General features: G+C 69.6%; 27 protein-coding genes. 16 read left to right on the forward strand and 11 right to left on the reverse strand.

The window, feature by feature from the left end; genetic code table 11:
• The 3 genes from AC1DYI_RS06250 to AC1DYI_RS06260 form a co-directional block, all read left to right on the forward strand.
• The coding region (locus AC1DYI_RS06250) for a helix-turn-helix domain-containing protein (RefSeq protein ID WP_477203214.1) at nt 1-373 on the forward strand (373 nt) is incomplete at its 5' end.
• Nucleotides 370-1,479 (forward strand): ATP-binding protein, encoded by a 1,110-nt coding sequence (locus AC1DYI_RS06255; protein WP_477203215.1) that lies wholly within the window; start codon nt 370-372, stop codon nt 1,477-1,479. The genes AC1DYI_RS06250 and AC1DYI_RS06255, both read left to right, overlap by 4 nt.
• Before the next feature lie 82 nt (nt 1,480-1,561).
• On the forward strand, nt 1,562-2,443 hold the full coding sequence (locus tag AC1DYI_RS06260) for an intradiol ring-cleavage dioxygenase (RefSeq protein WP_477203216.1): 882 nt from the start codon (nt 1,562-1,564) through the stop codon (nt 2,441-2,443).
• Nucleotides 2,444-2,458: 15 nt separating this feature from the next.
• Here the strand turns inward: AC1DYI_RS06260 and AC1DYI_RS06265 are convergent, their stop codons facing one another.
• Genes AC1DYI_RS06265 through AC1DYI_RS06285 form a run of 5 tightly spaced genes read right to left on the reverse strand, consistent with a single transcriptional unit; the run spans nt 2,459 to nt 4,845 of the window.
• Nucleotides 2,459-2,872, reverse strand: coding sequence for a VOC family protein (locus AC1DYI_RS06265; RefSeq protein ID WP_477203217.1), 414 nt, complete (start codon nt 2,870-2,872; stop codon nt 2,459-2,461).
• Nucleotides 2,869-3,258: a VOC family protein gene (locus AC1DYI_RS06270; RefSeq protein ID WP_477203218.1), complete on the reverse strand. Its 390-nt coding sequence runs from the start codon at nt 3,256-3,258 to the stop codon at nt 2,869-2,871. Before AC1DYI_RS06270 ends, AC1DYI_RS06265 begins: the two co-directional genes overlap by 4 nt.
• Before the next feature lie 19 nt (nt 3,259-3,277).
• On the reverse strand, nt 3,278-3,835 hold the full coding sequence (locus tag AC1DYI_RS06275; RefSeq protein ID WP_477203219.1) for a GNAT family N-acetyltransferase: 558 nt from the start codon (nt 3,833-3,835) through the stop codon (nt 3,278-3,280).
• A gap of 23 nt (nt 3,836-3,858) precedes the next feature.
• Nucleotides 3,859-4,053, reverse strand: coding sequence for a hypothetical protein (locus AC1DYI_RS06280; RefSeq protein WP_477203220.1), 195 nt, complete (start codon nt 4,051-4,053; stop codon nt 3,859-3,861).
• A gap of 54 nt (nt 4,054-4,107) precedes the next feature.
• Nucleotides 4,108-4,845, reverse strand: a complete 738-nt coding sequence (locus AC1DYI_RS06285) for a helix-turn-helix domain-containing protein (RefSeq protein ID WP_477203221.1) — start codon at nt 4,843-4,845, stop codon at nt 4,108-4,110.
• Nucleotides 4,846-4,975: 130 nt separating this feature from the next.
• On the opposite strand from AC1DYI_RS06285, the gene AC1DYI_RS06290 reads away from it, so the two are divergent.
• The 13 genes from AC1DYI_RS06290 to AC1DYI_RS06350 all read left to right on the forward strand — a co-directional run bounded on the left by AC1DYI_RS06290 (nt 4,976) and on the right by AC1DYI_RS06350 (nt 18,840).
• Entirely contained in the window at nt 4,976-6,244 is a 1,269-nt protein-coding gene (locus AC1DYI_RS06290; protein WP_477203222.1) for an amidohydrolase family protein, read from the forward strand.
• A 105-nt stretch (nt 6,245-6,349) separates the two neighbouring features.
• Nucleotides 6,350-6,832, forward strand: a complete 483-nt coding sequence (locus tag AC1DYI_RS06295) for a YiaA/YiaB family inner membrane protein (RefSeq protein ID WP_477203223.1) — start codon at nt 6,350-6,352, stop codon at nt 6,830-6,832.
• Nucleotides 6,833-6,874: 42 nt separating this feature from the next.
• Nucleotides 6,875-7,303 carry a hypothetical protein gene (locus AC1DYI_RS06300; protein WP_477203224.1) on the forward strand — a complete coding sequence of 143 codons (429 nt, stop codon included), beginning with the start codon at nt 6,875-6,877 and terminating at the stop codon, nt 7,301-7,303.
• Entirely contained in the window at nt 7,300-8,103 is an 804-nt protein-coding gene (locus AC1DYI_RS06305) for a DUF2145 domain-containing protein (protein ID WP_477203225.1), read from the forward strand. Before AC1DYI_RS06300 ends, AC1DYI_RS06305 begins: the two co-directional genes overlap by 4 nt.
• Before the next feature lie 173 nt (nt 8,104-8,276).
• Entirely contained in the window at nt 8,277-10,235 is a 1,959-nt protein-coding gene (locus tag AC1DYI_RS06310) for an MFS transporter (RefSeq protein WP_477203226.1), read from the forward strand.
• On the forward strand, nt 10,232-10,522 hold the full coding sequence (locus AC1DYI_RS06315; RefSeq protein WP_477203227.1) for a DUF805 domain-containing protein: 291 nt from the start codon (nt 10,232-10,234) through the stop codon (nt 10,520-10,522). Before AC1DYI_RS06310 ends, AC1DYI_RS06315 begins: the two co-directional genes overlap by 4 nt.
• A complete protein-coding gene (locus AC1DYI_RS06320; RefSeq protein ID WP_477203228.1) occupies nt 10,519-11,574 on the forward strand; it encodes a hypothetical protein in 1,056 nt (351 codons plus the stop codon). The genes AC1DYI_RS06315 and AC1DYI_RS06320 overlap by 4 nt, the downstream gene beginning before the upstream one ends.
• Before the next feature lie 14 nt (nt 11,575-11,588).
• On the forward strand, nt 11,589-11,861 hold the full coding sequence (locus AC1DYI_RS06325) for a hypothetical protein (RefSeq protein WP_477203229.1): 273 nt from the start codon (nt 11,589-11,591) through the stop codon (nt 11,859-11,861).
• A complete protein-coding gene (locus AC1DYI_RS06330; RefSeq protein WP_477203230.1) occupies nt 11,858-12,073 on the forward strand; it encodes a hypothetical protein in 216 nt (71 codons plus the stop codon). The genes AC1DYI_RS06325 and AC1DYI_RS06330 overlap by 4 nt, the downstream gene beginning before the upstream one ends.
• Nucleotides 12,063-12,827, forward strand: coding sequence for a prolipoprotein diacylglyceryl transferase (locus AC1DYI_RS06335; protein ID WP_477203231.1), 765 nt, complete (start codon nt 12,063-12,065; stop codon nt 12,825-12,827). Before AC1DYI_RS06330 ends, AC1DYI_RS06335 begins: the two co-directional genes overlap by 11 nt.
• Nucleotides 12,824-14,284 (forward strand): radical SAM protein, encoded by a 1,461-nt coding sequence (locus AC1DYI_RS06340; protein WP_477203232.1) that lies wholly within the window; start codon nt 12,824-12,826, stop codon nt 14,282-14,284. The genes AC1DYI_RS06335 and AC1DYI_RS06340 overlap by 4 nt, the downstream gene beginning before the upstream one ends.
• Nucleotides 14,285-14,446: 162 nt before the next feature.
• Complete coding sequence (locus AC1DYI_RS06345) at nt 14,447-16,060, forward strand: FecR family protein (protein ID WP_477203233.1); 1,614 nt, start codon at nt 14,447-14,449, stop codon at nt 16,058-16,060.
• Entirely contained in the window at nt 16,057-18,840 is a 2,784-nt protein-coding gene (locus tag AC1DYI_RS06350; protein WP_477203234.1) for a CHASE2 domain-containing protein, read from the forward strand. The genes AC1DYI_RS06345 and AC1DYI_RS06350 overlap by 4 nt, the downstream gene beginning before the upstream one ends.
• A 10-nt stretch (nt 18,841-18,850) precedes the next feature.
• Here AC1DYI_RS06350 and AC1DYI_RS06355 read toward each other — a convergent pair whose 3' ends face one another.
• From AC1DYI_RS06355 to queA, 6 genes are all read right to left on the reverse strand, one after another.
• On the reverse strand, nt 18,851-20,257 hold the full coding sequence (locus AC1DYI_RS06355; protein WP_477203235.1) for a serine hydrolase domain-containing protein: 1,407 nt from the start codon (nt 20,255-20,257) through the stop codon (nt 18,851-18,853).
• A gap of 120 nt (nt 20,258-20,377) precedes the next feature.
• Complete coding sequence (locus tag AC1DYI_RS06360; RefSeq protein ID WP_477203236.1) at nt 20,378-21,481, reverse strand: helix-turn-helix domain-containing protein; 1,104 nt, start codon at nt 21,479-21,481, stop codon at nt 20,378-20,380.
• A gap of 9 nt (nt 21,482-21,490) precedes the next feature.
• Nucleotides 21,491-22,003, reverse strand: coding sequence for a hypothetical protein (locus AC1DYI_RS06365; protein ID WP_477203237.1), 513 nt, complete (start codon nt 22,001-22,003; stop codon nt 21,491-21,493).
• A gap of 14 nt (nt 22,004-22,017) precedes the next feature.
• Nucleotides 22,018-23,166, reverse strand: a complete 1,149-nt coding sequence (gene tgt, locus AC1DYI_RS06370; protein WP_477203238.1) for a tRNA guanosine(34) transglycosylase Tgt — start codon at nt 23,164-23,166, stop codon at nt 22,018-22,020.
• A gap of 18 nt (nt 23,167-23,184) precedes the next feature.
• The gene (locus tag AC1DYI_RS06375; RefSeq protein ID WP_477203239.1) at nt 23,185-24,303 is read right to left on the reverse strand and encodes an HD-GYP domain-containing protein; all 1,119 of its coding nucleotides are present in this window, start codon (nt 24,301-24,303) and stop codon (nt 23,185-23,187) included.
• The coding region (gene queA, locus AC1DYI_RS06380) for a tRNA preQ1(34) S-adenosylmethionine ribosyltransferase-isomerase QueA (RefSeq protein ID WP_477203240.1) at nt 24,300-24,891 on the reverse strand (592 nt) is incomplete at its 5' end. The genes queA and AC1DYI_RS06375, both read right to left, overlap by 4 nt.

Consider the following 24,891-nt stretch of genomic DNA (forward strand, 5'->3'; position numbering starts at 1 on the left):
CATCAAGGCTGTGCTGCGACGCGGCCATGTGGTGTACGCCGCCGCGGCGACGAGCCCTTCGCTGCGCTTCGGTGGCTGGACCTTCGACCGACTGCGCCAACTGCTGCAGGCGCCCGACGGCACGATCGTCGCGCTGTCGAGCTCCGAATACCGGCTGCTGTCGGCCTTCGTTGATCACCCCGGCCAGGTGCTCGGTCGCGACCGGCTGCTGGAGTTGTCGCGCACGCCGGGCGCGGCGGCCAACGACCGCGCCATCGACCTGGCCGTCTCGCGCCTGCGCGGCAAGCTGCTCAACAGCGGCGGTGCACCGCTGATCCGCACGGTGCGCGGCGAGGGCTATCGCTTCGAAGTACCGGTGGAGGCCCTGCGATGACATCGACACCTGCGCCTGCCGTCACCGGTTGGCGGCGCTTCGACACGCTCGGCGTGCGCCTGTTCGTGTTGATGTGGGTGGTGCTGGTGGCCGCCCACACGGCGGCGCACTGGATCGCGGTGCCGCCGCCTCCACCGGGGCACGTCGAACCATCGTCGAAACCGATCGAGCCGTTCCCGTCGCTGCCGCCCGGGCCGATGTGGCAGAAGAACGGCCCACCGGGCCCCCATGCTGTGCCACGGTCGCTGCCGCCGTGGCAATCGATCTGGGTCGACTATGGCGTGCGCCTGCTTGTCATTGCGCTGGGTGCAGCGCTGTGCGCCCGCTGGCTCGCGGCGCCGATGCGGCGGCTGGCTGAAGCCTCAGGTCAGTTGTCGCAGGGCTTGCGCCCGGGTCAGGCGCCGCCGGCGCTGGACGAGCGCCACGGCAGCCGCGAGGTCCGCGCGACGGCGCAGGTCTTCAACCAGATGGCCGAGCGGCTGCAAGCCCAGTTCGACGCGCGCGGGCTGCAGATGGCCGCGGTGTCGCATGACCTGCGAACGCCGTTGACGCGCCTGCGCATGCGGCTCGAAAGCCTCGATGCACCGATCGCCGCGGCTGCGATTGCCGACATCCGCGAGATGAACGCGCTGATCGACAGCTCGCTCGCGGTGCTGCGCGAACAACGCGAGGCCGCACCCCCGGCCGTCGTCGATCTCGTCGCGCTGGCCCAGGCTGCGGTCGACGACTTCGCCGAGCAAGGGCACGACGTCGCGCTCGCCAACGCGGCCCCGCAGCGCGCCCGCGCTCATCCGGTCGCGCTGCGGCGCATCGTCGACAACCTGCTGGGCAACGCGCTGCGCCACGGCCACCAGGTGCGCATCAGCATCAGGCCCGATGCCGACGGCGTCGTGCTGCAGGTCGACGACGACGGGCCTGGCATCGCGCCCGAGTTGATCGAGCAGGCTTTGCAGCCCTGGGTGCGGCTGGGGCCGGACGACGGCGCCGGCCAGGGTCTGGGCTTGGCGATTGCGCGCGACCTGGCTGAGCGTGATGGCGGCCGCCTGACGCTGGCCAACCGCGCCGAGGGTGGCCTGCGCGCCAGCCTGTGGTTGCCGGCGGCTTGAGGTTTCGCGAAGACCGCGAATGTGTCGACGCTGACACAGAGCGCCCAAACGCCCGATACACGGGGCCGCCACGATGCGTGGCATGCAAACCCATCACGACGACGCCCACCCGCACGGCCTGGCGGCCGACCTGAACACCCTGGCCCAGCGCGCGTTGGCGCGCCGTGGCGTGCTGCGCTGGCTGGCGGCCGGCGCCGCCATGGCCGGGCCGATGGCGCTGATCGGCTGCGGCGGCGGCGGTGACGCCGACGCGGGTGACAGCGGCAGTGACAGCAGTGACGGTGGCACCAGCGGCGGCGACACCGGCAGCTGCTCGGTGATCCCGAGCGAGACCGCCGGCCCCTACCCGGCCGACGGCACCAACAGCAACAGCGACGGCACCGTCAATGCGCTGGCGATGACAGGCATCGTGCGCAGCGACATCACCGCCAGCTTCGGCGACTACGGCGACAACGTGGCCGAGGGTGTGCCGCTGACCGTGACGCTGAAGTTGGTCAACACGGCGTCGAGCTGCGCCAATCTGGCGGGTTATGCCGTCTACCTGTGGCACTGCGACCGCGGCGGCAACTACTCACTGTATTCGGACGACGCGGTCGATGAGAACTACCTGCGCGGCGTGCAACTCAGCGACAGCAACGGCGAGGTCACCTTCACGACCATCTTCCCGGCCTGCTACAGCGGGCGCTGGCCGCACATGCACTTCGAGATCTACACCAGCATGGCCGAAGCGACCAGCGGCAACAACGACGTCAAGACCTCACAGCTCGCGATGCCCAGCGCCGCCTGCCAGCAGGTCTACGGCGTGGCCAGCGGCTACGACGCCAGCGTCAGCAACTTCGCCCAGGTCTCGCTGTCCAGCGACAACGTGTTCAGCGACGACAGCGCCGCGCTGCAGCTGGCGACTGTCGAGGGCAGCGTCAGCGCCGGCTTCACCGCGACGCTGACGGTGGGCGTCAGCGCCTAAGACGGCTGGTTTGGTTCAGGCGTCCGGCGGGCCCTTCAACTCGACGGTGTTGCCTTCGGGGTCGTCGAGGTAGATCGACGGCCCTTCGCCTTCGGCGCCGTAGCGCTGGCTGACCGGCCCAGCTTGCACGCCATGCGCCGCCAGATGCTGGTGGATCGCGTCGGCATCGAACGGCTCGACGCGGAAACAGAAGTGGTCGACGTTGCGGCCCTCGCGGCCGGGCGCGGCGCCGCCCATGCGGCCGAGCTTGCCGTCCACCGGCACCAGGTCGACCAGCGAGCTGCCGGCGCGCAATTGCACCAGGCCGATCGCGTCCTGCCGCCGCTCGATGCTGCAGCCCAGCACGTCGACATAGAAGCGCAGCATCTTGTCCAGGTCGACCACGCGCAGCACGATGTGGTCGATTTCGCGCAGGGTGATCGCACTCATGCGGCCGGCTGCACGAGGTTGATCAGGTTGCCGCAGCCGTCTTCGAACAGCACCACGGTGACCGGCCCCATCGCCTTCGGCTCGCCGCGAAAGCGCACACCCTTGGCGGTCAAGCGCGCGAATTCGGCGGCGATATCGGAGCTGATGAAGGCGGTCGCCGGGATGCCGGCTTCGAACAGCGCACGCTGGTAGTCGCGCGCCGGCGCAAAGCCCATCGGCTCCAGCACCAGTTCGACACCGTCCGCGCCCTCCGGCGAGGTGACTGTCAGCCAGCGGAACGGGCCCATCGGAATGTCGTGCTTCTTCTCGAAGCCGAGCATGTCGGTGTAGAAGGCCAGCGCCTTGTCCTGGTCGTCGACCATCAGGCTGGCGAGCTTGATCTGCATCGGGTGTCTCCAGAGGTGTTCAGGTCAGCGCGATTCGGTAGCGCAGGCCCGGGGTGCTGCCGAATGCGGGCGGCTTGGTGAAGTGCTCGAACAGCACACCGCCGTTGGCTTCGATCACGCGTTGCGAGGCGTGGTTGGTGGGATCGGTCGTGATCTCGACGAACGGCAAGCCTTCTGCGCGCGCCAGCGGCAGCATCTGCGCCAATGCCTGCGTGGCGTAACCCAACCGCTGCTTCCACGGCACGACGTTGTAGCCGATGTGGCCCAGGCAGTGCGGCGGCAGCTCGGTCGTGCCGCGTTGCCAGCGGCAGCTGATGACGCCGGCGAACTCGCCGTCCCACAGCCACATCTTGAAGCCGGGGATGCGCGCCACCTGGCTGCCGTCGGGCAGCGTGACGGGGCCGCCCAGTGCTGCACGGTCTTGCTGTTGCTGGATGAACAACGGCTCGTCCTGCCGCAGCCGGGCCAGCTCTTCGCGCGCCGCGACTTCGCCGCGCTGGCTGTCGGGCGACCAGCCGCGTTCGAGCGCCGCGATGTAGCCGGGCAAGTGATCGAGGGTGGGGATGACGATTTGCATGGGAACGGCGAGTGTCGTTGGACTCAAGAAAGCTTGTCGGCTGGCGGGCGATGCGCCCATTCCTTGGCCAGAGGCAGCGTTGCGAGAACGGTGAAGCGCCCGTCCTCGATGCTGCCCACCGACAGCGTGTCGACAGTCGCGTGAATGTCGAGGCCGGTGGCATCGATCAAGGCGTGCGACCTCGCGTCGTGCTCGGCCCGGAAGGCTTCGATGACCACCGCGTCTTGCGCGCTGAAGCGGGGGAACGAACGGTATAGAGCCGGCGCACCTCGTCACGCCTCGCGCTTCATGTCGCGGAACGCGGCGAACAGCCATGAGCGCATGCCGATCACCAGCGTGTACGGGCGCTTCTGGTCTTGCGGCAACTTCTGGTCGGCCAGGTGTTGCTGTGCAAAGTCCTGCGCGACGCGCTGCAACCGTTCGTTGAACAGCGCCGCGAGGCTGCGGCCGATCTGGCCGTGGACCAGCGTCAGCATCTCGCCTTCGCCATCGAAGCCGCCGGCGTAGTAGTCGGTCACCACCTCTTCGCGGAAGTACTGCATCACCGGGCCGTGCGGCCGCCAGCGAAAGGTCTTGGCCACACGCAGCCGGTAGCGGTTCATCGGCCGCAGCTCGATGATGCCGAGCCGGTCCAGCTGCGCCAGGTACTTGATCGCCTCCGGTTCGCTGACGCGGTAGGTGGCGATGATCTGCTCGCAGGTCCATTGGCTGAGGCAGCAGATTGCCAGCAGCAGCACCTTGCGGTCGGCCACCACCGCGCGTTCCTGTTCCAGCGTCAGCTCGGTGCGCAGCGGCTGCGCATCGGCCACCTTGCGCGCCAGGTCGGCGAAGTCAAGCTTCAGCACACGGCAGATCTCGTCGACGCGCACCAGCGGCATGTCGCCCTTGGCAAACATGCGCTTGACGCTCGACTCGGCCATGCCGATGCGCGGCGCCAGCTGGGCGTAGGTGATGCCGGCGAGCTTCAGCTCGGTCTTGATCTGCTCGACCAGGGCCTGGGTGGTGGACATGGCGTAAGGCTCCCTCCGCTCGAATCAGGTTCGAGGCCAGTAGCGCCACAGGATACCGCTTGGCTCAAATTTCGCCACCGGGTCTTGCAGAACGGAACTTTGGCGCCCGCCGCAGCGAGCATGCCGCGCCATGAACGATTCGCCTTCTTTCCATCCGCACCGTCGCCGTGCGCTGTGCTGCGGCGCCGCGGCCATCGCCGGCCTGTTCACCAGCCTGGCGGCGCAAGCCGACGCCGAGACCACCGCCATGCCGTGGCACGCCTGGCCCGCGCCGCTGGCCGATCTGCTGCACCGCACGTTCGAGGGCCTCGACCCGGCCGCGCTGTGGGACGTGCACACCCATCTGCTCGGTAACGGCGACAGCGGCTCGGGCTGCAGCATCCACGCGTCGATGACCGAAGGCTGGCACCCGCTGGAGCGATTGCGGCGCACGGCGATCATGCAAGCCGCCGGTGTGCCGGGCGACGCGCTCGGCAACGGCGGCGTTGACCGCGCGTATGTCGAGCGGCTGCGCGCCTTGGCAGCCGGCTTCCCGCCCGGTGCGCGCTGGATGCTGTTCGCCTTCGACCGAGCGCTCGACGACCAGGCCCACGAACGGCCGGACTGGACGACCTTTCACGTGCCCGATGCCTACGCGCAGCAGGTGGCCGCGGCGACGCCCGAGCGCTTCGGCTGGGTCGCGTCGATCCACCCGCTGCGCCCCGATGCACTCGAACGGCTGGATCGGGCACTCGCCGGCGGCGCGCTGGCCATCAAGTGGCTGCCCAGTGCGATGGCGATCGACCTGYGCGACCGCCGGCTGGCACCGTTCTATGCCCGGCTGGCCGCCAGCCGCACACCGCTGATCGTGCATTGCGGCGAAGAAAAGGCCGTGCCCGGCGCCGGCCGCGATGAGTTGGGCAACCCGCTGCTGGTACGCGCGCCGCTGCGAGCCGGCGTTCGCGTCATCGTCGCGCACTGCGCATCGCTCGGCCAGGCGCTGGACCTGGACCAGCGGCGGCCTGCGTCGCGCCCCGCCTTCGATCTGTTCGCCCGGTTGATGGACGAACCCGAGTGGCACGACCGCCTTCTCGGCGACGTGTCGGCACTGTTCCAGGTCAACCGAAGCGCCGAGGTCTGGCGGACCGTGCTGCAACGCGCCGACTGGCACCCGCGCCTGCTGCACGGCTCGGACTACCCGCTGCCCGGCGTCGGGCTGCTGTACTCGACCGCACGGCTGGTGCACGAAGGCCTGCTGGACGCCAGCGATGTCGCACCGCTGGAGCGCCTGCGACGCCACAACCCACTGCTGTTCGACCTGGCCTTGAAGCGACGCGTCGCGTGGCGCGGCGAACGCCTGTCGCCGCTGGTGTTCGACACCCGCTGGCACTTCGCACCGACCCCGACAGGTATCACTTGACGATACCCAACCACGCACTCGACGCTACAACAGCGCCGGAAATGGAACTTTCGTGTCGAGCTGTCGCAGGATGCACCCATGTTCAACAGCCCCAGAGGCACCCGTATGAGTACCCCGTCACCCCGCATGATCGTCCGCCGCGACACCAAGGCCTGGCGCGCCCAGGTCTGGATCTCGTTCGGTGTCTCGATCGCGGTTTGTGCCACCGGCCTGGCCTGGCTGCCGGGTGAAGACCTGGACCGGGCCTTCATGGTGATGGGTTATGTGTTCTGCCTCAGCTCGGCCTTTGCGCTGGCCAAGTACGTGCGTGACCAGGAACTGCGTGGCCCCAAGGGCGACACGCCGATGTGGAACCTGGTGGTCTGGGGCGGCTTCGCGCTGGCGATGGGCCTGACCGGTTGGGGCCTGTGGCGCATGACGATCAACCCGACCTACAAGGCTTACCTGCTGGTCAGCTGGTTGTTCCTGATCTCGAGTGCCTTCACACTCGCCAAGACGCTGCGCGATGCCTTCGAGGCCGACCGCGCCGATGCGGCCCTCCGCGGCGAACGTGGCGAGTCGCGCACCGACGCCGAGCGTTTCGCCTGAAGACCGGTGACCCTGATGAACACCTCATTGAAAGCAGCCGCCATGACCACCCGTTCCCTTTTCTGTGCCACCGCCTTCGCGCTGGCGCTGGCCGCCACTGCGCCGGCGCAGGCCCACGATCCGTCACGTGACTTGAGCGCGGCCTCGGGCCTGTCGCTGTCGGTACCGGTCGCGATTTCCGTCGCCGCCCCGTCGGCGGTGCTGGTCAGCGGCGCGGCCTTCACGGTCGTCGCGGTCGAGGCGCTGGCCGAAGGCACGGTGTGGGTGCTGGAGCGCGCATCGGACGGCGTACGCTTCTCGGTCCGCTTCGGCAGCCAGGTGGTCGGTGCGTCGGTGGTGGTGGCCGGCACACTCGTCGTCACCACGGTGGTGGCAGCCGGCTGCGTGCTGTCGGCCGCCGGCGAGGCGATCGCCTTCATCCCGAACGAAATCGGCCGCTCGCTGATCTACGACGAGCGGATCACCCGATGAGCGCGCTCAAGTCACCGCGCCGCACGCTCGCGGCGCTGGCCGCGGCGGCATTCCTGGCGTTGCCTGCCGCCCAAGCCGGTCAGAACTGTGAAGAAGGCAAGCTGGCCGGACGCGAACTGGYCGCAGGCATGGAGCTGGCGGCCCACACCGCCGACAAGCTCAACGCCTCGGGTGCCAAGGTGGTGCTGCTGGCCCGCGCCGGGCAGGATCTGTCCAAGTACAACCTGCGCTGGTCGCACCTGGGCCTGGCCTACAAGGACGAATCGGCCGGCGGGGCCTGGCGCATCGTGCACAAGCTCAACGCCTGCGGCACCGACCGGGCCGATGTGTTCCGCCAGGGCCTGGGCGAGTTCTTCAACGACCGGCCGTTCCGCTACGAGGCCGCCTTCGTTGCGCTGTCGCCCGAGCTGCAGGACCGCCTGCTGCCGCTGCTGCGCGACAACGCCACGGTGACACGGCTGCACACACCGCGCTACAGCATGGTGGCCTATGCCTATTCCACGCGTTACCAGCAGTCCAACCAGTGGGCGCTGGAGACGCTGGCGATGGCCGCCGAGCCCGGCAACGCCAGCCGCAGCCAGGCCCAGGCCTGGTTGCGCAACCAGGGCTACCGGCCCAGCGTGCTGCACATCGACACCTTCACCCGGCTCGGTGCCCGGCTGACGCGGGCCAACGTCGAATTCGACGACCACCCGACCGGCGACCGCTTCGCCGGCCACATCGCCACGGCCACCGTCGATTCGATCTTCGACTGGCTCAACCGCACCCAACGCGGCGGCGCCATGCAGACGGTGCGCTAGCGGCGCGCCCGCAACACTCGCCAATCCCGATCGGCAGCGTCACCGCGCTGCGGCATCATCCAGCCCCATCGCTCTTGAGTCAGCGCAGGGCCGTTCCCAAGCTGACTCAACCCCCTCGGGGGGCCTGGCGCAAAGCGCCAGGTCAGGGGGCCCTTTTCTAGCGAGGTTTGTCCATGTCCACCTCTTCCAGCCATCGCCCGGCCCACGAAGGCAGCCAGTTCGCGCTGCTCAGCCAGCGTCGCTTTGCGCCGTTCTTCTGGACTCAGTTCCTCGGCGCGGCGAACGACAACATCTTCAAGTTCGCCTTCACCGTGCTGGTGACCTACCAGCTGCAGGTGTCTTGGATGGAGCCAAAGCTGGCGGGGTTGGTGATCGGCGCCGTCTTCATCGCGCCGTTCCTGCTGTTCTCGGCCACCTCGGGCCAGCTGGCCGACAAGTACGACAAGGCGAAGCTGACACGGCTGGTGAAGAACCTCGAGCTGCTGATCATGGTGCTGGGGACGATCGGGCTGTTCACCGTGTTCGTGCCACTGCTGCTGGGCTGCATCTTCCTGCTCGGGCTGCACAGCACTGTGTTCGGCCCGGTCAAGTACGCCTACCTGCCGCAGCACCTGAGCGAGCATGAGTTGACCGGCGGCAACGGCATGATCGAGATGGGCACCTTCGTCGCAATCCTGCTCGGCAACCTCGCGGGTGGGGTGCTGATCGCGCTGCCGGCCGACGCGTGGCTGCCCGGCACGAAAGCGGTGGCGATGAGCTGTCTTGCGCTGGCCGCGCTGGGACGCGTGGTCGCGCAGGCGGTGCCGCCCACACCCTCCAGCGCGCCGGACCTGAAGGTCAACTGGAACCCCGTCAGCGAGACCTGGCGCAACCTGATGCTGGCGCACGAAGGTGTCGCGGTGTTCCGCTCGCTGCTCGGCATTTCGTGGATGTGGTTTTTCGGCGCGGTGTTCCTGAGCCAATTCCCGTCGTTCGCGAAAGACGTGCTGCACGGCAACGAGCAGGTCGCCTCGCTGCTGCTGATGGTGTTCTCACTCGGCATCGCCACCGGCTCATTGCTGTGCGAGACGCTGAGCCGCCGCCATGTCGAGATCGGCCTGGTGCCGCTGGGCGCCATCGGCATGACAGTGTTTGCCGCTGATCTGTATTTCGCCTCGCGCGGCCTGGGGGCGAACAGCACCGGCACGATGACCGTCGGCAGCTTCCTCGCCCAACCGCCGCACTGGCGCGTGCTGGCCGACCTGTTCGCACTGTCGCTGTCGGCCGGCCTGTACAGCGTGCCGATGTATGCACTGATCCAGCTGCGTTCACCGGCCAGCCACCGCGCGCGCATCATCGCGGCCAACAACATCCTGAACGCGCTGTTCATGATCGGCAGCAGCCTGATCGTCGGCGCACTGTTGTCGGCCGGCATCAGCATCCCCGAAGTCTTCGGCCTGATCGCGCTGGCCAACTTCGTGGTCGCCATGTACATCTTCCTGCTGGTGCCTGAATACCTGCTGCGCTTTGCCGCCTGGGTGCTCTCGCGCTTCGTCTACCGACTGCGCCTGATCGACACCGAGCACATCCCGGCCACTGGCGCGGCGGTGATCGTCTGCAACCACGTCAGCTTCGTCGACGCGGTGCTGCTGATGGCGGCCAGCCCGCGACCGATCCGCTTCATGATGGACCACCGCATCTTCAAGGTGCCGGTGCTGGGCTGGATGTTCAAGCTGGCCAAGGCGATCCCGATCGCGCCGCGCGGCGAAGACCCTGYCGCCTACGACGCTGCCTTCGCGGCCGCCGATGCGGTGCTGGCCGACGGCGAGCTGATCGGCATCTTCCCCGAGGGCGGCATCACCAACGATGGCACCCTGCAGCCGTTCAAGGGCGGCGTGATGAAGATCCTCGAACGCCGGCCGGTGCCGGTGATTCCGGTCGCGCTGGTCAACCTCTGGGGCTCGTTCTTCTCGCGTGCCGAAGGCGGCCGCGCGATGGTCAAGCCCTTCCGCCGCGGGCTGTTCAGCCACGTCAGCGTGGTCGCCGCGCCGCCGCTGGCGCCTGAGCAGGTGACGCCGGACGGCCTGCGCGCCAGCGTGCAAGGCCTGCTGCAAGCCCATGGCGAGCCGGTGCTGCTGCCGGCAGCGGCATGAACGCCGACACGCGCCTGGGCCGCCAGGGCTTCTGGATCGGGAGCGTGCTGGTCTGGGCCGCGTTCTTCGGCCTGCGCCCGTTGCTGATCGGCTGGCCGACCCTGGGCCTGGTCTGGGCGGCGACGGCCTTGCTGGTGCTGATGGCGCTGATGCGGGCACGCCTGCTCGACCGAGGCCTGAACCCGTGGTGGTTGCTGGCCCTGGCAGTGCCGGTACTCGGTGCGCTGTGGTTGTTCTGGCAGCTGGCGTGCCGCCGGGCCCACGATGCGGGGGTGCCACGCCGATGAACCGCCTTTTGTTGCGCTCCGTTCGCACGTTCACTTGGCTGGCGGCCAGTGTGGCCGGTCTGGCGGCGTTGGCCGCCGTCGCCGCCAACGCACCCGGCGATCCACGCACGCCGCCCGAACATCGCCGCGGTGGTGTGCAGACTTTCCGTGCCCTGCCCGACTGGCGGCCGGTGCAAAGCCGTGCAGAGCTGGCGACCTATCTGGCGGCGCAAAAACCACCGAGCGCTTTTCCGTTCTTCAGCCACGTCGCGCAGTTCTGGCAAAGCTATGGCGCGATCAGCCAGGCCGCACCCAGCACCACCTTCGACGCCGGCTACCACCTGCGCGCCGCCGGCACCGGCGCCGCCAACGGCTTCGAGTTCGGCTTGAAGGCCTGCTATGAAGCCACCGTCGGCCAGCTTGCCGAGGCCAGCGCAAGTGGCCCGACCGCCGAAGATCAACTGGCCGCTCGCGTGGCGCAGGACTACGCCGAGTTCATCCGCAGCCGACGCTCGCAAGACTTCGACCACGTCGCCCGGCTCAAAGAGCTGTGGCAGGCGACACCGCTGTGGGGCGACGACGCACTGCGCAAGTGGGAGCGCCGCTTCGCGCTGAGCACCGAATACGGTGCCAAGGCCGCCTGGGGCTGGCTGCTGCACAAGCTGGACAAGCCAGAGCCAGCGCCGCCGGCGACCACCGCGCTGCTGCTCGACCACTGGCCGGCCAGCAGCGCCGAGCTGCCTGAGCTGAAGCGGCTGCGCGACTTGAACAGCGGCGTGCTGGCCGCCGTGCCGCGCCGCGCGGTGTTCACCGGTTATGCCGACAAGCTGGCCCAGCAGGGTGTGAGGTTCGAAGAGGTCGCCGGCAACCAGGGGCCGATCCTCGTCAGCCTGATCGCACCGCGTGAAGCCGCGCCGGTGACCGAGGCGCGGCTGCTGTTCGCGCAGCCGGTGCTGACCGACCCCGAGACCGAGCGGCGCTGGCTGACCGTGCCGGTGCCGCAGCTGGCCGACGCGTTGCGCGCGTGGGCGGCACGGCCCGAGTTGCGGGTCGAGCACCTGTACGACTTCTGACGCGCAAGGACCCCATGGCATCGAGCGAGTCGGCGAGCAACACGCGGTTCTGGCGCCTGCTGACGATGGTGCTGCTGATCGTCGCCATCTGTGGCTTCGGCGCGGTCACCCTATGCGGCGGCGTCTTCAGCGTGGTGGCGGTCAGTGACGGTGGTGGTGGGTACGCCGCTGGCATCTGGATCATCTCACTGCCGTCGCTGCTGATTGGCGCCTGGTTGTGCTACCTCTGCGTTCGCCAACTGCGCAAGGTCTGGCGGGCGCTGGATCCCTCGTCGGAAGGGCGATGAGGGCCTTGCGTTTTCTTGCAGCGCTGCTGCTGGTCCTGCTGGCAGTGGGCTTCGGCTTGTGCGGCCTGTGCGTCAGCGTCCTCGGCAACAGCAACGACAAGGCGATCGGCGGGCTGCTGATCCTGCTGGCCATCGGCGCCGGTGTCGGTGGCATCGCGTTGTGGCGGCGCCGGCCACGGCCAACCGCCGACTCGACGGCCGATGATCACTGATCTGCATACCGCGGCCTGGGTCCACACCGCGTTCGAGTACCTGGGCATTGGTGTCGGGGCGTGGCTGTGGCGGCGCACGTTGCGCACACAACAGCTTGGCGGCCCGCTGTCGGACCGCAACTTCGCAGTCGTCGTCGGCCTGCTGCTGGGTGCGGCGATCGGCAACAAGGGCGTGTTCCTGATCGAGCGGCCCGATGTCGCGCTGGCGATCTGGCAAGGCCAGTGGCTGTGGCCGGGCCAGAGCATCGTCGGCGGCTTGCTGGGCGGCTTGATCGGTGTCGAACTGGCGAAGTGGGCCACGGGCCAGACGCGCAGCACTGGCGATGCGCTGGTCGTGCCGCTGGTCGTCGGCATCGCGATAGGCCGCATCGGCTGTTTTCTCGCCGGTCTGCACGACGACACCTACGGCCTGCCGACGACCCTGCCCTGGGGTGTCGACTTGGGCGACGGCGTGATGCGCCATCCTTCACCGCTGTATGAGATCGTGTTCCTGGCCGCTCTGGGCGCGGGGCTGTGGCACACACGCGAACGGTGGGCAGCCGTGCCGGGCCTGCAGTTCAAGCTCTTCCTTGCCGCCTACCTGCTGTGGCGCCTCGTCGGCGATGGGCTGAAGCCGGTGCGCCAGCCCTACCCGTTAGGCCTCTCAGGCATCCAGTGGGTGTGCCTCGTCGCGTTGCTGTTCTACGCCCCGCTGGTGTGGCGCGCGATCGGTCGCCTGCCGCCCAAGGCCCGCACCGAGACCCGCCCCACATGACCGACCGCAAGACCCGCCCCTATCTGTTCTACGACACGACGCAAAGCGTCTGCACGACCTGTCTGCGTCAGGTCGAAGCCAAGATCGTTTTCAAGGACGAGCGCGTCTACATGGACAAGTGGTGCCCGGTACATGGCACCGAGCGGGTGCTGATGAGCGACGACGTCGCCTACTACCGGCTGTGCCGTGAGGTCTTCGTCAAGCCGCCCGAGATGCCGCAGCGCTTCGAGACCCCGATGCGCCACGGCTGCCCCTACGACTGCGGGCTGTGCCCGGACCACATGCAGCACAGCTGCCTGGCCGTGGTCGAGATCACCGACCACTGCAACCTGCGCTGCCCGACCTGCTATGCGTCGTCGGGCCCCGAGCGGCTGACGCACCGCAGCTTCGACGAGGTGCTGGCGATGCTCGATGCGGTGGTGGCCAGCGAAGGCCAAGCCGACGTGGTGCAGATCTCGGGCGGTGAGCCCACCCTGCACCCACGCTTCTTCGACATCCTCGACGCGGCAAAGGCGCGGCCGATCCGCCACCTGATGCTCAACACGAATGGCATCCGCCTCGCGCAAGAGCCGGGCTTCGTCGAGCGCCTCGCAAGCTACGCGCCGGGCTTCGAGGTCTACCTGCAGTTCGACTCGTTGCAGCGCGAACCGCTGATGGACCTGCGCGGCGCCGACCTGCGCCGCATCCGACAAGACGCGCTGGACAAGCTCAACGCACTGAACCTGTCGACCACGCTGGTGATGACGGTCAAGCGCGGCATCAACGACGAAGAGATTGGCGAGGTGATCCGCTTTGCGGCGCAACAGCGCTGCGTGCGTGGCGTGACGCTGCAGCCGGTGCAGGACGCCGGCCGCGTCGAGGCCTACGACGCGGCGAAGCACCGCCTGACAGTCAGCGAGATCCGCCGCCGCATCGTCGAGCAATCGGGCCTGTTCTCGGCCGAAGACGTGGTGCCGGTGCCCTGCAACCCCGACACGCTGGCGATGGCCTATGCACTGCGCACCGACGACGGTGGCACGCTGCAGCCGTTGACGCGTTTTCTCGACCCGCGCACGCTGGTCGAAGGCGCGGGCAACACGATCGTGTTCGAACACGACGCGTCGTTGAAACAGCAGGTGTTCAAGCTTTTCTCAACCAACCACTCACCCGAGTCGCAGGCCAGTTGCCTGTCGGACCTGATGTGCTGCCTGCCGAAGATCGCGGCGCCTTCGGCGCTCGACTACACGAAGGTCTTCCGCGTGCTGATCGTGCAGTTCATGGACGCGCGCGGGCTCGACATCCGGGCGCTGAAGAAGAGCTGCATCCACATGGCCCAGCCCGACGGCCGGATGATCCCGTTCGAGAGCCACAACATCTTCTACCGCGATGAGCGGGCGCTGACGCTGGCCGCATTGCGCGCCGAGCTGGACGGCTTCCACCAGGCACGGCGGGGTGTGGTGCCGATCGTCGCGCCATAGCCCGGGTGGCCCGGTCCCGCGCCGTACGCGCGCGACCGCTGGCAATCGACGTGCCAACCACTACACTGCGGCTGTTGAACGCCAAAGGGTGGTTGCCCGTCGCCGCCCCATAACAAAAGCGTCACCGCCCGCCTCACCGTTTCCCTGAAACGAGATCGCACCATGCCGATAGGCCGCGCCATCGCTGTTGCCGCTGCGGGGTTGCTACCGCTGCTGTCCGCCGGAGCCGGCGGGCCGGGCGAGACTTGGGAGTACCGCGTGCAACGCGGCGACACGCTGATCGGCGTTCGCAACCGCCTGATGGCGCCCGGCAGCGACTGGCGTGTGCTGCAACGCCTGAACCATGTCGACAACCCACGCCGGCTGATGCCGGGCAGTTCGTTGCGCATCCCGATGGCGATGCTGCGGCTGCAGCCGGTATCAGTCGAAGTCCTGTACACGCACGGCGATGTGCATGTCGAGCGCGCCGGCGCCGCCACGCAGCCGCTGGCCGGTGGCGAACGGGTCAGCAGCGGTGACCTGCTGCGCACCGGGGCGCAGTCGTCGGCGGTCTTGCGCTTCGGCGACGGCGCCCGCGTGATCGTTCGGCCGGACAGCCTGCTGCGGGTCGAGCGATCGGCGCGGCTGGGCGCCAGCCCCGCGGTCGACACCCGGCTGCGGCTGGACGACGGCGGCGCCGACACCCAGGTGCCCAAGCAGAGCGCGCGGCGTTTCGAGATCCGCACACCGGTGGCCAACCTTGGCGTGCGGGGCACCGAGTTCCGCACCCGGGCCAGCGCAGAGCAAACCGCGGTCGAGGTGCTGGAAGGCAACGTCGCCACCAGCGGCGCCGCTGCGCAAGGCGTGGGTGCCGGGTTCGGCGCCGTCGCCACGGCCCAGTCGGTGACGGCGCCGCAGCCGCTGCTGCCCGCACCGCAGCTGACGCAGGTGCCCAGCCGCATCGACCGTCTGCCGCTGCACCTGCCCTGGGTCACCACCACCGACAACGGCAGCTACCGGGCCCAGGTGTTCGACGTCCAGCGGCCGGACCAGCTGATGCTCGACGGCCTGTTCACCGGCAACGCAGCGCGCTGGAGCGATGACCTGCCCGACGGTCACTACCTGCTGCGGGTGCGTGCCGTCGACAACCATGGGCTCGAAGGCCGCGACGCTTCGGCCCACTTCACGCTGAAAGCCCGGCCCGAACCGCCGTTCATCACCCAGCCGCGCGCCGGCCAGCGCACCGCCGACGAGAGCATCACCTTCGGCTGGACCATCCACCCCGGCGCGGCCCGCTACCGCCTGCAGGTGGCCGACAGCCCCGATTTCGCCCCGCCGCGCGTCGACCGCGACGATGTGACCGGAAACACGCTGAGCCTGCCGCTGCCTGTCGGCGCGCACCACTGGCGCATGGCCAGCATCCGGCCCGACGGCGACATCGGGCCCTGGGGCGATCCGACCCTGGTGACCCGGGTGGCGCTGCCGCCACCGCCGGAAAGCCAGGCCCCGCAGACCACTGCCGAGGGTGTGTTGCTGCTGTGGCGCGAATCGGCCGGCGCCCGTTACCAAGTGCAGGTCGCACGCGACGCCAGCTTCGCCGAACTGCTGCACGACGAGCAGGTCGATGCGCCGCAATGGCTGCTGCGTTCACCAGCGCCCGGGCGCTATTTCGTCCGCGTCCGTTCGATCGATGCGGCCGACGGCTTTGCCGGGCCGTACGGGGCCCCGCAGCAGGTGGAGGTGCCGCACTCGATGGCCTGGCTGTGGCTGCTGCTGCCACTCGTGCTGCTGCTGTGAGGCTCGAACCGGCGGCAACACGCAGCCACATCGCCTGGGTGCCCTTGGGCGCATGGCTGATCGGACTGGCGCTGGCCTGGACCCCGTTGCAGGCCTGGCTGTCGCAGCCTATGGTCGACTGGCAGCTGCGGCGCATTGCGCCGACCGAGCCGCCGACCGGTGTGCTGGTGGTCGACATCGACGAGGCCTCGCTGCAGGCGCTGAAGCCGGAGTTCGGCAACTGGCCGTTCAAGCGAGGCGTCTATGCGCTGGCGATCGAGCAGTTGCGCGAGGCCGGCGCCCGTGCGATCGCGATCGACCTGCTGCTGGCCGACGCGCACGAGGGTGACGCGCCGCTCGCTCAGGCCATCGCCCGCCCCGGCGCGCCGGTGGTGCTGGCCGCGGCGGGCTTGCGCCAGGCGCCGGACCACGCAGCGCCCACGCAAGCACCCGCAGCGGCCACCGAGCCGCCAGCATGGCCCGCACGTGCATGGCCGGCGTTCGCGATGCCGGCCGACAGCCTGCTGCACGATGGGCAAGCGCCGCCGCGCATCGGCGTGATCACCGCGCCGCTGGACGAAGACGGTCGGCTGCGCCGGCTGCCACTGTGGCACGAAGCGCAGGGCCAGCGGCTGCCGTTGATGCCGCTGGCGGTCTGGTCGGCGCTGCAGCCGGGGGCCGCGCCGAACCCGCGCGACATCGACGCCGGCGGCCACATCGCCATCGCGTTCGCCGGCACCAAGGCGGCGGTGCCGACGCTGCCGTTCGCCGACGTGGCCCGGCCGGCGCTGGGGCTGGCCCCGGTCGACGCGCTGGAGCAGGCGGTGCGCGGGCGGGTCGTCTTCATCGGCAGCACCGCCTCGCTCGCCGACAACGTGATGACCATCAACGGCCAGCTGGGCGGCACCGCCGTGCTGGCGCAAACCTACGAGGCAATGAGCCAGGACAAGCTGTTGCGGCCGCCGAGCCCGTGGCCGCAGGCGCTGCTGATGGCGATCGCGCTGTTGCCGGCGTTGTGGACCTGGCGCCGCGGCCACGCGCGCGGGCCGGTCGATGCGCTGGCCGCGGCCTTGGCGGCGGTCGGTGTCGTTGCGGCGGGGCTGGCGATGCTGCTGGGCTGGCGCATCGTGACGCTGTGGGCCGCGCCGCTGGCCGTGGCTGCGGCCGGCTGGCTGCTGGCCGAGGCCGCCCGCCAACACGCGCTGGCGATGACGAACCGCCGGCTCGCCTACGAGCGCGCGGTGGCCGCCGCCGCGAACAAGGCCAAGAGCGAGTTCCTGGCCAACGTCAGCCACGAGATCCGCACGCCGATGAACGCCTTGCTCGGCGTGGCCGAGCTGCTGGCCGAGTCCGAGCTGACGTCGCAACAGCGGCAGCAGGTGCAGATCTTTCGCGAGGCGGGCCAGACGCTGCAGGAGCTGATCAACGACCTGCTCGACCTGTCGAAGATCGAGGCCGGGCGGCTCGAGCTGCAGGCCGCACCGTTCTTCCTGCGCCACGCGCTCGAACGGCTGACCACACTGCAGCGCGCCAACGCCGAACAGAAGGGGCTGCAGCTCACGCTCGACATCGCACCCGAGGTGCCCGACGCGGTGATGGGCGACCGCCACCGGCTGGAACAGGCGCTGACCAACCTGATCGGCAATGCGGTCAAGTTCACATCGCAAGGCGGCGTGCAGGTCCGGGCCGAGCCGGTGCCACACAGCACGACCGGTGAGATACGGCTGAGCGTGATCGACAGCGGCATCGGCATCGCGCCGAGCAAGCTCGAGGCGATCTTCGACCCGTTCACGCAGGCCGAAGGCGGCATCTCGCGCCACTACGGCGGCACCGGGCTGGGTCTGTCGATCACGCGCAGCCTGGTCCAGCTGATGGGCGGGCGGGTCGAGGTGCACAGCGTGCCCGGCCAGGGCAGCACCTTCACACTGACCCTGCCGCTGCCGCCGGCTCCCGCGGCGGCGGTGCCGGTTCCGGCCCGCGCCRCGGCCACCGGCGCGGTGCCCGAAGCGCCGGCCGGCGCGCCAGCGACGCCGCGCCTGCTGCTGGCCGAAGACAACGAGGTCAACGTCTACCTGTTCCAGGCCATGCTCGCCGGCCAAGGCTGGCGCATTGATGTGGCGCCGAACGGGCCGACGGCTGTCGACCTCGCACAGCGCCAGCCCTACGACCTGATCTTCATGGACGTACAGATGCCCGGCATGGACGGCCTGAGCGTGACGCGCGAGCTGCGCCGCTTCGAGCAGCTCAACGGCCGTGCTCGCGCGCCGGTGGTCGCGCTGACCGCCAACGCGTATGAAAGCGACGTGCTCGACAGCGCCGCGGCCGGCTGCGACCTGCACATGGCCAAGCCCTTCTCGAAGGCCGACCTGCTGGCCGTGCTGGGGCGTTTCACGCCGGTGGTGCCGGCCGGCGTCGTGCGCCCTGCCACGCCGCCGCCGCCCGCCGTGATCGACTCGGCCGGCGCGCTGGCGCGGCTGGGCGCCGACGCTGCCCACTACCCGCAGATGCGCGCGCACGCGAAGGTTTTCGTCGATCGCTGGGCGCAAGACTTTGCGCAGGCCTCCGCGCAGGGGCAAGGCGAACGGCGCCGCGCGCTGGCGCGTGACCTGCACCAGATCAGCGTCGACATCGGTGCCAACGCGCTGGCCAATGCCGCCGCCCAACTCGAAGCCCTGATCGACACCTCGCAACCTGCCGCGGCCCAGGCCGCGGCGCTGGCGCGTGTGACAGAGGCACTCACACCGGTCATCGTCGAACTCACGCTCAAGGCGCCGGCACCGGGTCCGGGCTCGACCGTCTGAGCGACTGTCGTCACGACGGTCGCAAGGCGGCCGCCACCTCACCAACCAGCTTGCCGACAGTCTCGACATCACCCCCGGGGCGGAAGCTGACGCCGAGACGCACGACCACCAGGTCCAGGCTGGGCACGATGACGATGAACTGGCCCAGGTAGCCTCGGGCGAAGTAGGCCTCGGCCGGCGCGCCGGGCAGGCCCCAGCGGCCCGGCAGCGGATGGCTGTCGTGGCGGTGGTTGAGCCAGAAGCCGCGGCCGTAGCCGGCGTCCAGCGTCGGCGTGCGGGCCTCACGCACCCAGCCTTCGGGCAGCAGGCGCTGGCCATTCACCACACCATCGTTCAAGTACAGCAGGCCGAAGCGGGCCCAGTCGCGCGCCGTGGCGTAGAACAGGTTGGCGCCCATCGGCGTGCCGGTCGCGTCCAGCGTCAACACCGTGTGGCGCATGCCCAGCGGCGCCAGCAGCTCGCGCTCGGCAAAGGCGTTGAAGCCGTCGGCGCTGCCGCCGTTCAGGTCACGCAGCAGGCGCGAGAGCACCGTCCAACCGGCGTTGCTGTAGGCGAAGCCAGTGCCGGGTGCGGCTTCGGCCGGCAGGCTGATCGCGAATGCGGCCGGGTCGGGTTCGACATGCCACATGCGGGTCGCGCTGTCCCAGCCGCGGTTGGCCTCGTCCCACGGCAGGCCACTGGCATTGGCCAGCAGCAGGTTGGGCGTGATCGTGGCGCGTGGGTCGCCGGGCGCTTGCCATTGCGGCACCTGCAGCGGTGCATCCGGGTCCAGCCGGCCTTGTCGGGCCAGTACGCCAACCAGCGCGTGCACGACCGACTTGCTGATCGAGTGGCCGGCCAGCGGCGTGTCGGGCGTGATGTCGGCGGCGTAGCGCTCGGCCAGGATGCGGCCGTGCTGCACCACCAGCACGGCTTGGGTGCGGCGCGGCGCGGCATCGGCTTCTTCGAGGAAGGCCGCATCGACCGCCGCCGCGATGCGCGGGTTCTCGGCCGCAACAGGAGCCGGCACCGCCAGGCCTGGGAACGGATCGGGCCGCTCGATGTGTTGGATCGCCGCGGGCCGGACCGGCTCGGCATCACCATGTGCCACCGTGCAGCCACCACCTTCGCGCCAGACAGCCCGGCCCAGCGCGTGGCCGGCGAAGGTGGTCCGCACCTCATGGCGTTCGGTATCGACCTCGCTGCGCAAACCCCAGGCGATCAGGCCCATGCCGTCGGCAGGGCGCATCTCGTCAGTGTCGGCGCGCTGCGGGTCGATCCGCGAAACGAAGGCCGCGTTGCACATCACCTCGCTGATGCCGGCGGTGGCGATCCGCACGGAGCGCACTGGCGGGAAGTCGGCGCAACCGGCCAGGCCCGCGGTCAAGGTTGAGGCGCCGGCGAGCACCAGGGCAAGGCGTTTCAGGGTCCACCACATGGCTGAAGTCCACACCGGGAGCGACGGCCCCCGTTCGCGGCGCATGGTCGCGAGGGCGGGCTGTGGCGTCTTGCCGAAGCTTGCTGACACCTGGCCGATTGCAGCAATCGGCGCGAGATTTCAGCTTTCGGCCAAGGCCTGCTGGCGGAATTCGGTCGGCGTCAGGCCGGTGTCGGCCTTGAAGGCCCGGTTGAACGGGCCGATCGACTGGAAGCCGGCGTCCAGCGCGATCGTCAACACCGGCAGCGCGCGCCGGGCCGGGTCGACCAGTGCCTCCTTGGCTTCGGCCAGCCGGTAGCCGTTGGCGAAGGCGCTGAAGTTGCGGTGGCCCAGGCGCTGGTTGATGACCCGGCGCAGCCGGTATTCGGGCACGCCCAGGCGCTGGGCCAGCGTGGCCAACGTCAGGCCTTCGCTGCGGTGCGGGCGCTCGGTGGCCATCAGGGTTTGCAGCGCATCGGCTAGGGACTGGTCGGCCTGCTCGGTCGGGTCAACGGCCGCAGGTTGATTGGGTTCGGTTGGGGCTTGGACCGGCGTCTCGGCCACCGGCCGCGACAGCGGCGTGAACAGCTCGTTCGGCCGCAACCTCAACAAGCTCGCCGCCAGCGCCGCAACGATCGCCAGCAGCAGGGCGCTGTCGACACTCATCCACCACGCCGACAGCACGCCCTGTGGCGACGTCCAGCGCACCACCAGCATGCCCAGCGTGTCAACGCTGCCGGCCACGACGACGAACCAGCGCAGCCGGCGCCGGCGCTCGACCAGGTCATCGCGCCAATGCGCCAGCGCAGCCGCCACGGCCCACGCCACGCAGGCCAGCGGCACCCAGCGCAACACTTCTGCCACCAGCGGCGTCAACGGCCCGCCAGACCAAGCGCCGGCACAGCGCCCGGCGGCCAGCACGACCAGCGCAACCCAGGCCAACCCGTGCCACACGCGCCAGCGCGCCGCATCGTCGAACAAGGCGCGGGCAAACAGCGCGAACAGCAACGCGTTGCCATTGGCCAACCCGACCCAGGGGGACAGCCCCAGCGGCGTCAGCTGCGGCGCCAAGGCCGGCGCGGTGCCCACGGTCGCCAGCGCCAGACCGAGTGCGAGCAACCCGCCGGCCTGCGCCGCCAGCACCACCGGCCGTTCGCGCCACAGCGCCACGGTCAGCATCAGCAGCAGCGCGACCAGCGCACCGCGCATCAGCAGGTCGAGCGCGCCGAGCAGCGATGCATCCATCGCCGCGCGTCAGCCCCAGGCGGCGCGCCAGCGACGCCAGCGTTGACGCCAGCGCCGCTTGATCGCCCGGGCGATGCGAAACGGCGTCGTCGCGCGGACCCAGGCCAGCAGCGATTCCTTCCACACCGACCAGCGCGCATAGCCGCGCGCGAACCAGCCCAGCTGCATCAGCGCCGGCTGGGTCAGGGTGAACAGGCGGGCGAGCACCGCCGTGCCGACCAGCTTGGCGAGCAGGATCACCACCGTGCCGAGCAAGACCCGCCCCAGGCTGATCAACCACAGCGCGAGGATCTTGATCGGCAGCAGCGCCAAGGCAGGCAGCGCGAACAGCGCCAGCGCAGCATAGGGTGGCAGGCGCTGGACCCAGGCTTCGATCCAGCGCAGGCCGGGCGAGCGGCCGATGCGGGCCAGCAGGCGCTGCAGCGGCTCCCAACCCCATTCCTCGAACAGGATCAGCAGCGCCAGCAGCCACTTGAACGGCCAGGCCAGGGCCGCGAACAAGGCCTTCCAGAAGGTGCGCATCACGCGCGAGGCTATCAGACGCCGCGCGCGCGGTCGGCGGCGAAGCGGGCGCGGAAGGCGGCGAACTGGCCGACGTCCAGCGCGTCGCGCACCTCCTGCATCAGGTTCAGGTAGTAGTGCAGGTTGTGGATCGTCGCCAGCATCGGCGCCAGCATCTCGCCGCAGCGCTCCAGGTGGTGCAGGTAGGCGCGGCTGAAGCCACCGCCGCCCTGCCCGTCGCCGGCGCAGGCATAACAACGGCAGCTTTCGTCGATCGGCCGCTCGTCGCTCTTGTGGCGGGCGTTGCGGATCTTCAAGTCGCCGAAACGCGTGAACAGGTGGCCGTTGCGCGCGTTGCGGGTCGGCATCACGCAGTCGAACATGTCGACGCCACAGGCCACGCCCTCGACCAGGTCTTCAGGTGTGCCGACGCCCATCAGATACCGCGGCTTGTGCGCCGGCAGCCGGTGCGGCGTGTGGGCCATGATGTGCAGCATCTCGGCCTTCGGCTCGCCGACCGAAACGCCGCCGACCGCGTAGCCGGGCAGGTCCAGCTCGACCAGGCTGGCCAAGGACTCTTCGCGCAGGTTTTCGAACATGCCGCCCTGCACGATGCCGAAGAGGGCATTCGGGTTCGACAAGCGCGTGAACTCGGCCTGCGAGCGACGCGCCCAGCGCAGGCTCAGCTCCATCGACGCGCGCGCTTCGGCCTCGGTCGTCAGGTGGCCCTTGGTCTCGTAGGGCGTGCACTCGTCGAACTGCATCACGATGTCCGAGTTCAGCACGGTCTGGATCTGCATGCTGATCTCGGGCGTCAGGAACAGCTTGTCGCCGTTGACGGGCGAGGCGAACTTGACGCCCTCTTCGCTGATCTTGCGCATCTCGCCCAGCGACCAGACCTGGAAGCCGCCCGAGTCGGTCAGGATCGGCTTGGTCCAGTTCTCGAAGCCATGCAGCCCACCGAAGTGCTGCATCACATCCAGCCCGGGGCGCATCCACAAGTGGAAGGTGTTGCCAAGGATGATCTGCGCGTCCATGTCGTGCAACGAGCGCGGCAGCACGCCCTTGACGGTGCCGTAGGTGCCCACCGGCATGAAGATCGGCGTCTGCACGACGCCATGGTTCAGCGTCAGGCGGCCGCGCCGCGCGTGGCCTTCGGTGGCCAGGAGTTCGAACTGGAGCATGCCCCGGATTGTCGCTGGCTAGAACAGCGTAAAGAGCTGGGCCCAGGGGATGCGCACCCGCAGCAGCGTCGGGTTGACCGCGGCCACCACCGTGTGGCCGGGCTGGCTGGTGTCGCGCCGGACGGGCGTGAGCCGCGCTTCGCCGTTGGCGTTCTGCAGCGCGATCGCGACCGGCGAGTTCATCGCGTTGCCGCGCCGCAGCACCAGCGCCAGCTCCAGCGAAGCCAGCCGCACCACCGTGCCCGGTGGGTAGAGGCCGAACTCCTTGGCCAGCGCCAGCGCGATCGGGTCTTTCGCGTGCCGCAGGTAAAGGCGCCGCACCGCGGCGTCGGGCAGCAAGGCCGGGCGCTGCGCGCGGGAGCCGAAGCAGGCGCAGTAGATGTCGATCATGTGCAGCCGGCGTGCCTCGGGCAGCGGCTCGGCCGCGGCGGCCGGGTAGCCGATGCCGCCGCCTGCCTCGTGGTGTTGCTCGACCATCGCCAGCCACAGCGGGTCGGTGACACCGGCCGCCCGCAACAACGCCGCACTTTGCTGCGGGTGCTGCTGGATCTGGTCGCGCTGCGCCGGTTTCAGCGGGCCTTCCTGGTGGGTCAGCCGGTCCTGCAACTGCAGCATGCCCAGGTTCATCGTCAGCGCAGCGGACAGCGGCACCTGCAGCGCGGCCAGCTCGGCGCCGTCCTGGCGCAGCGCCAGCAGCGCCCAGGTCGCCGCGACGCGGGCCGAATGGGCCACGCTGTAGGGCAGCTCGGCGCACAGGTCCGGGTGCGCCAGCATTGCCTGGGCCATGTCGGGATCGGTCTGGACCAGCGTGGCCAGCTCGACCGCAATGCCGCGGATGCTGGTCTCCAGGCCCTTGGACGCAGGGTTTTGCAGCGCCACGTTCAGGCGCGTCATCAGGCCGCGCCACAGGTTCAGTCGCCGCTCGCCCAACGGCAGTTCGTTGTCGCGCTGGCCGGCGCGCACCTCGTCCATGTCGACGAAGGCGCCGCGTTCGAGCAGCGCCTGGCGCATCGCGTCGTCGGTGATCAGGTTGCCACGGGCCAGCAGCAGCCCACCCTGCGCATCTCGCACGCTGAAAGGCAGGGGTGCCGCGCCTTTGACTTGCGCAGCCACCTGCCCCAGCGGTACGAGTTTCATGGCATGTTGCGGGCGCGGTCCAGCAGCATCGCGTCGCCGTAGCTGAAGAAGCGGTAGCGCGCTTCGATCGCGTGGCGGTACAACGCCATCACATGCTCATACCCGGCGAACGCGCTGACCAGCATCATCAGCGTGCTCTTGGGCAGGTGGAAGTTGGTGATCAGCCGGTCGACCACCTCGAACTCGAAGCCCGGGGTGATGAAGATGTCGGTTTCGCCGCGCTGCGGGAAGGTCAGGCCTTGCCCCGGCGTGCGCTTGGCGGCTGATTCGAGCGCGCGCAGCGTGGTGGTGCCGGCGGCGACCACGCGGCGGCCGGCGGCCCTGGCCTTGGCGATGGCCTCGACCGTGGCTTCGGGCACCTCGAACCACTCGCTGTGCATGCGGTGTTCGGCCAGGTTTTCGCTGCGCACCGGCTGGAAGGTGCCAGCGCCAACGTGCAGCGTGACGCGGGCGCTGTCGACCCCGCGCGCCGCCAGCGCCGCCAGCACGCCATCGTCGAAGTGCAGTGACGCGGTCGGCGCCGCCACCGCGCCGGGGCGCTCGGCGAACACCGTCTGGTAGCGCTGCTCGTCGTCCGGCGCATCGGCG

The organism is Ideonella sp. P3_A4, from assembly GCF_056403075.1.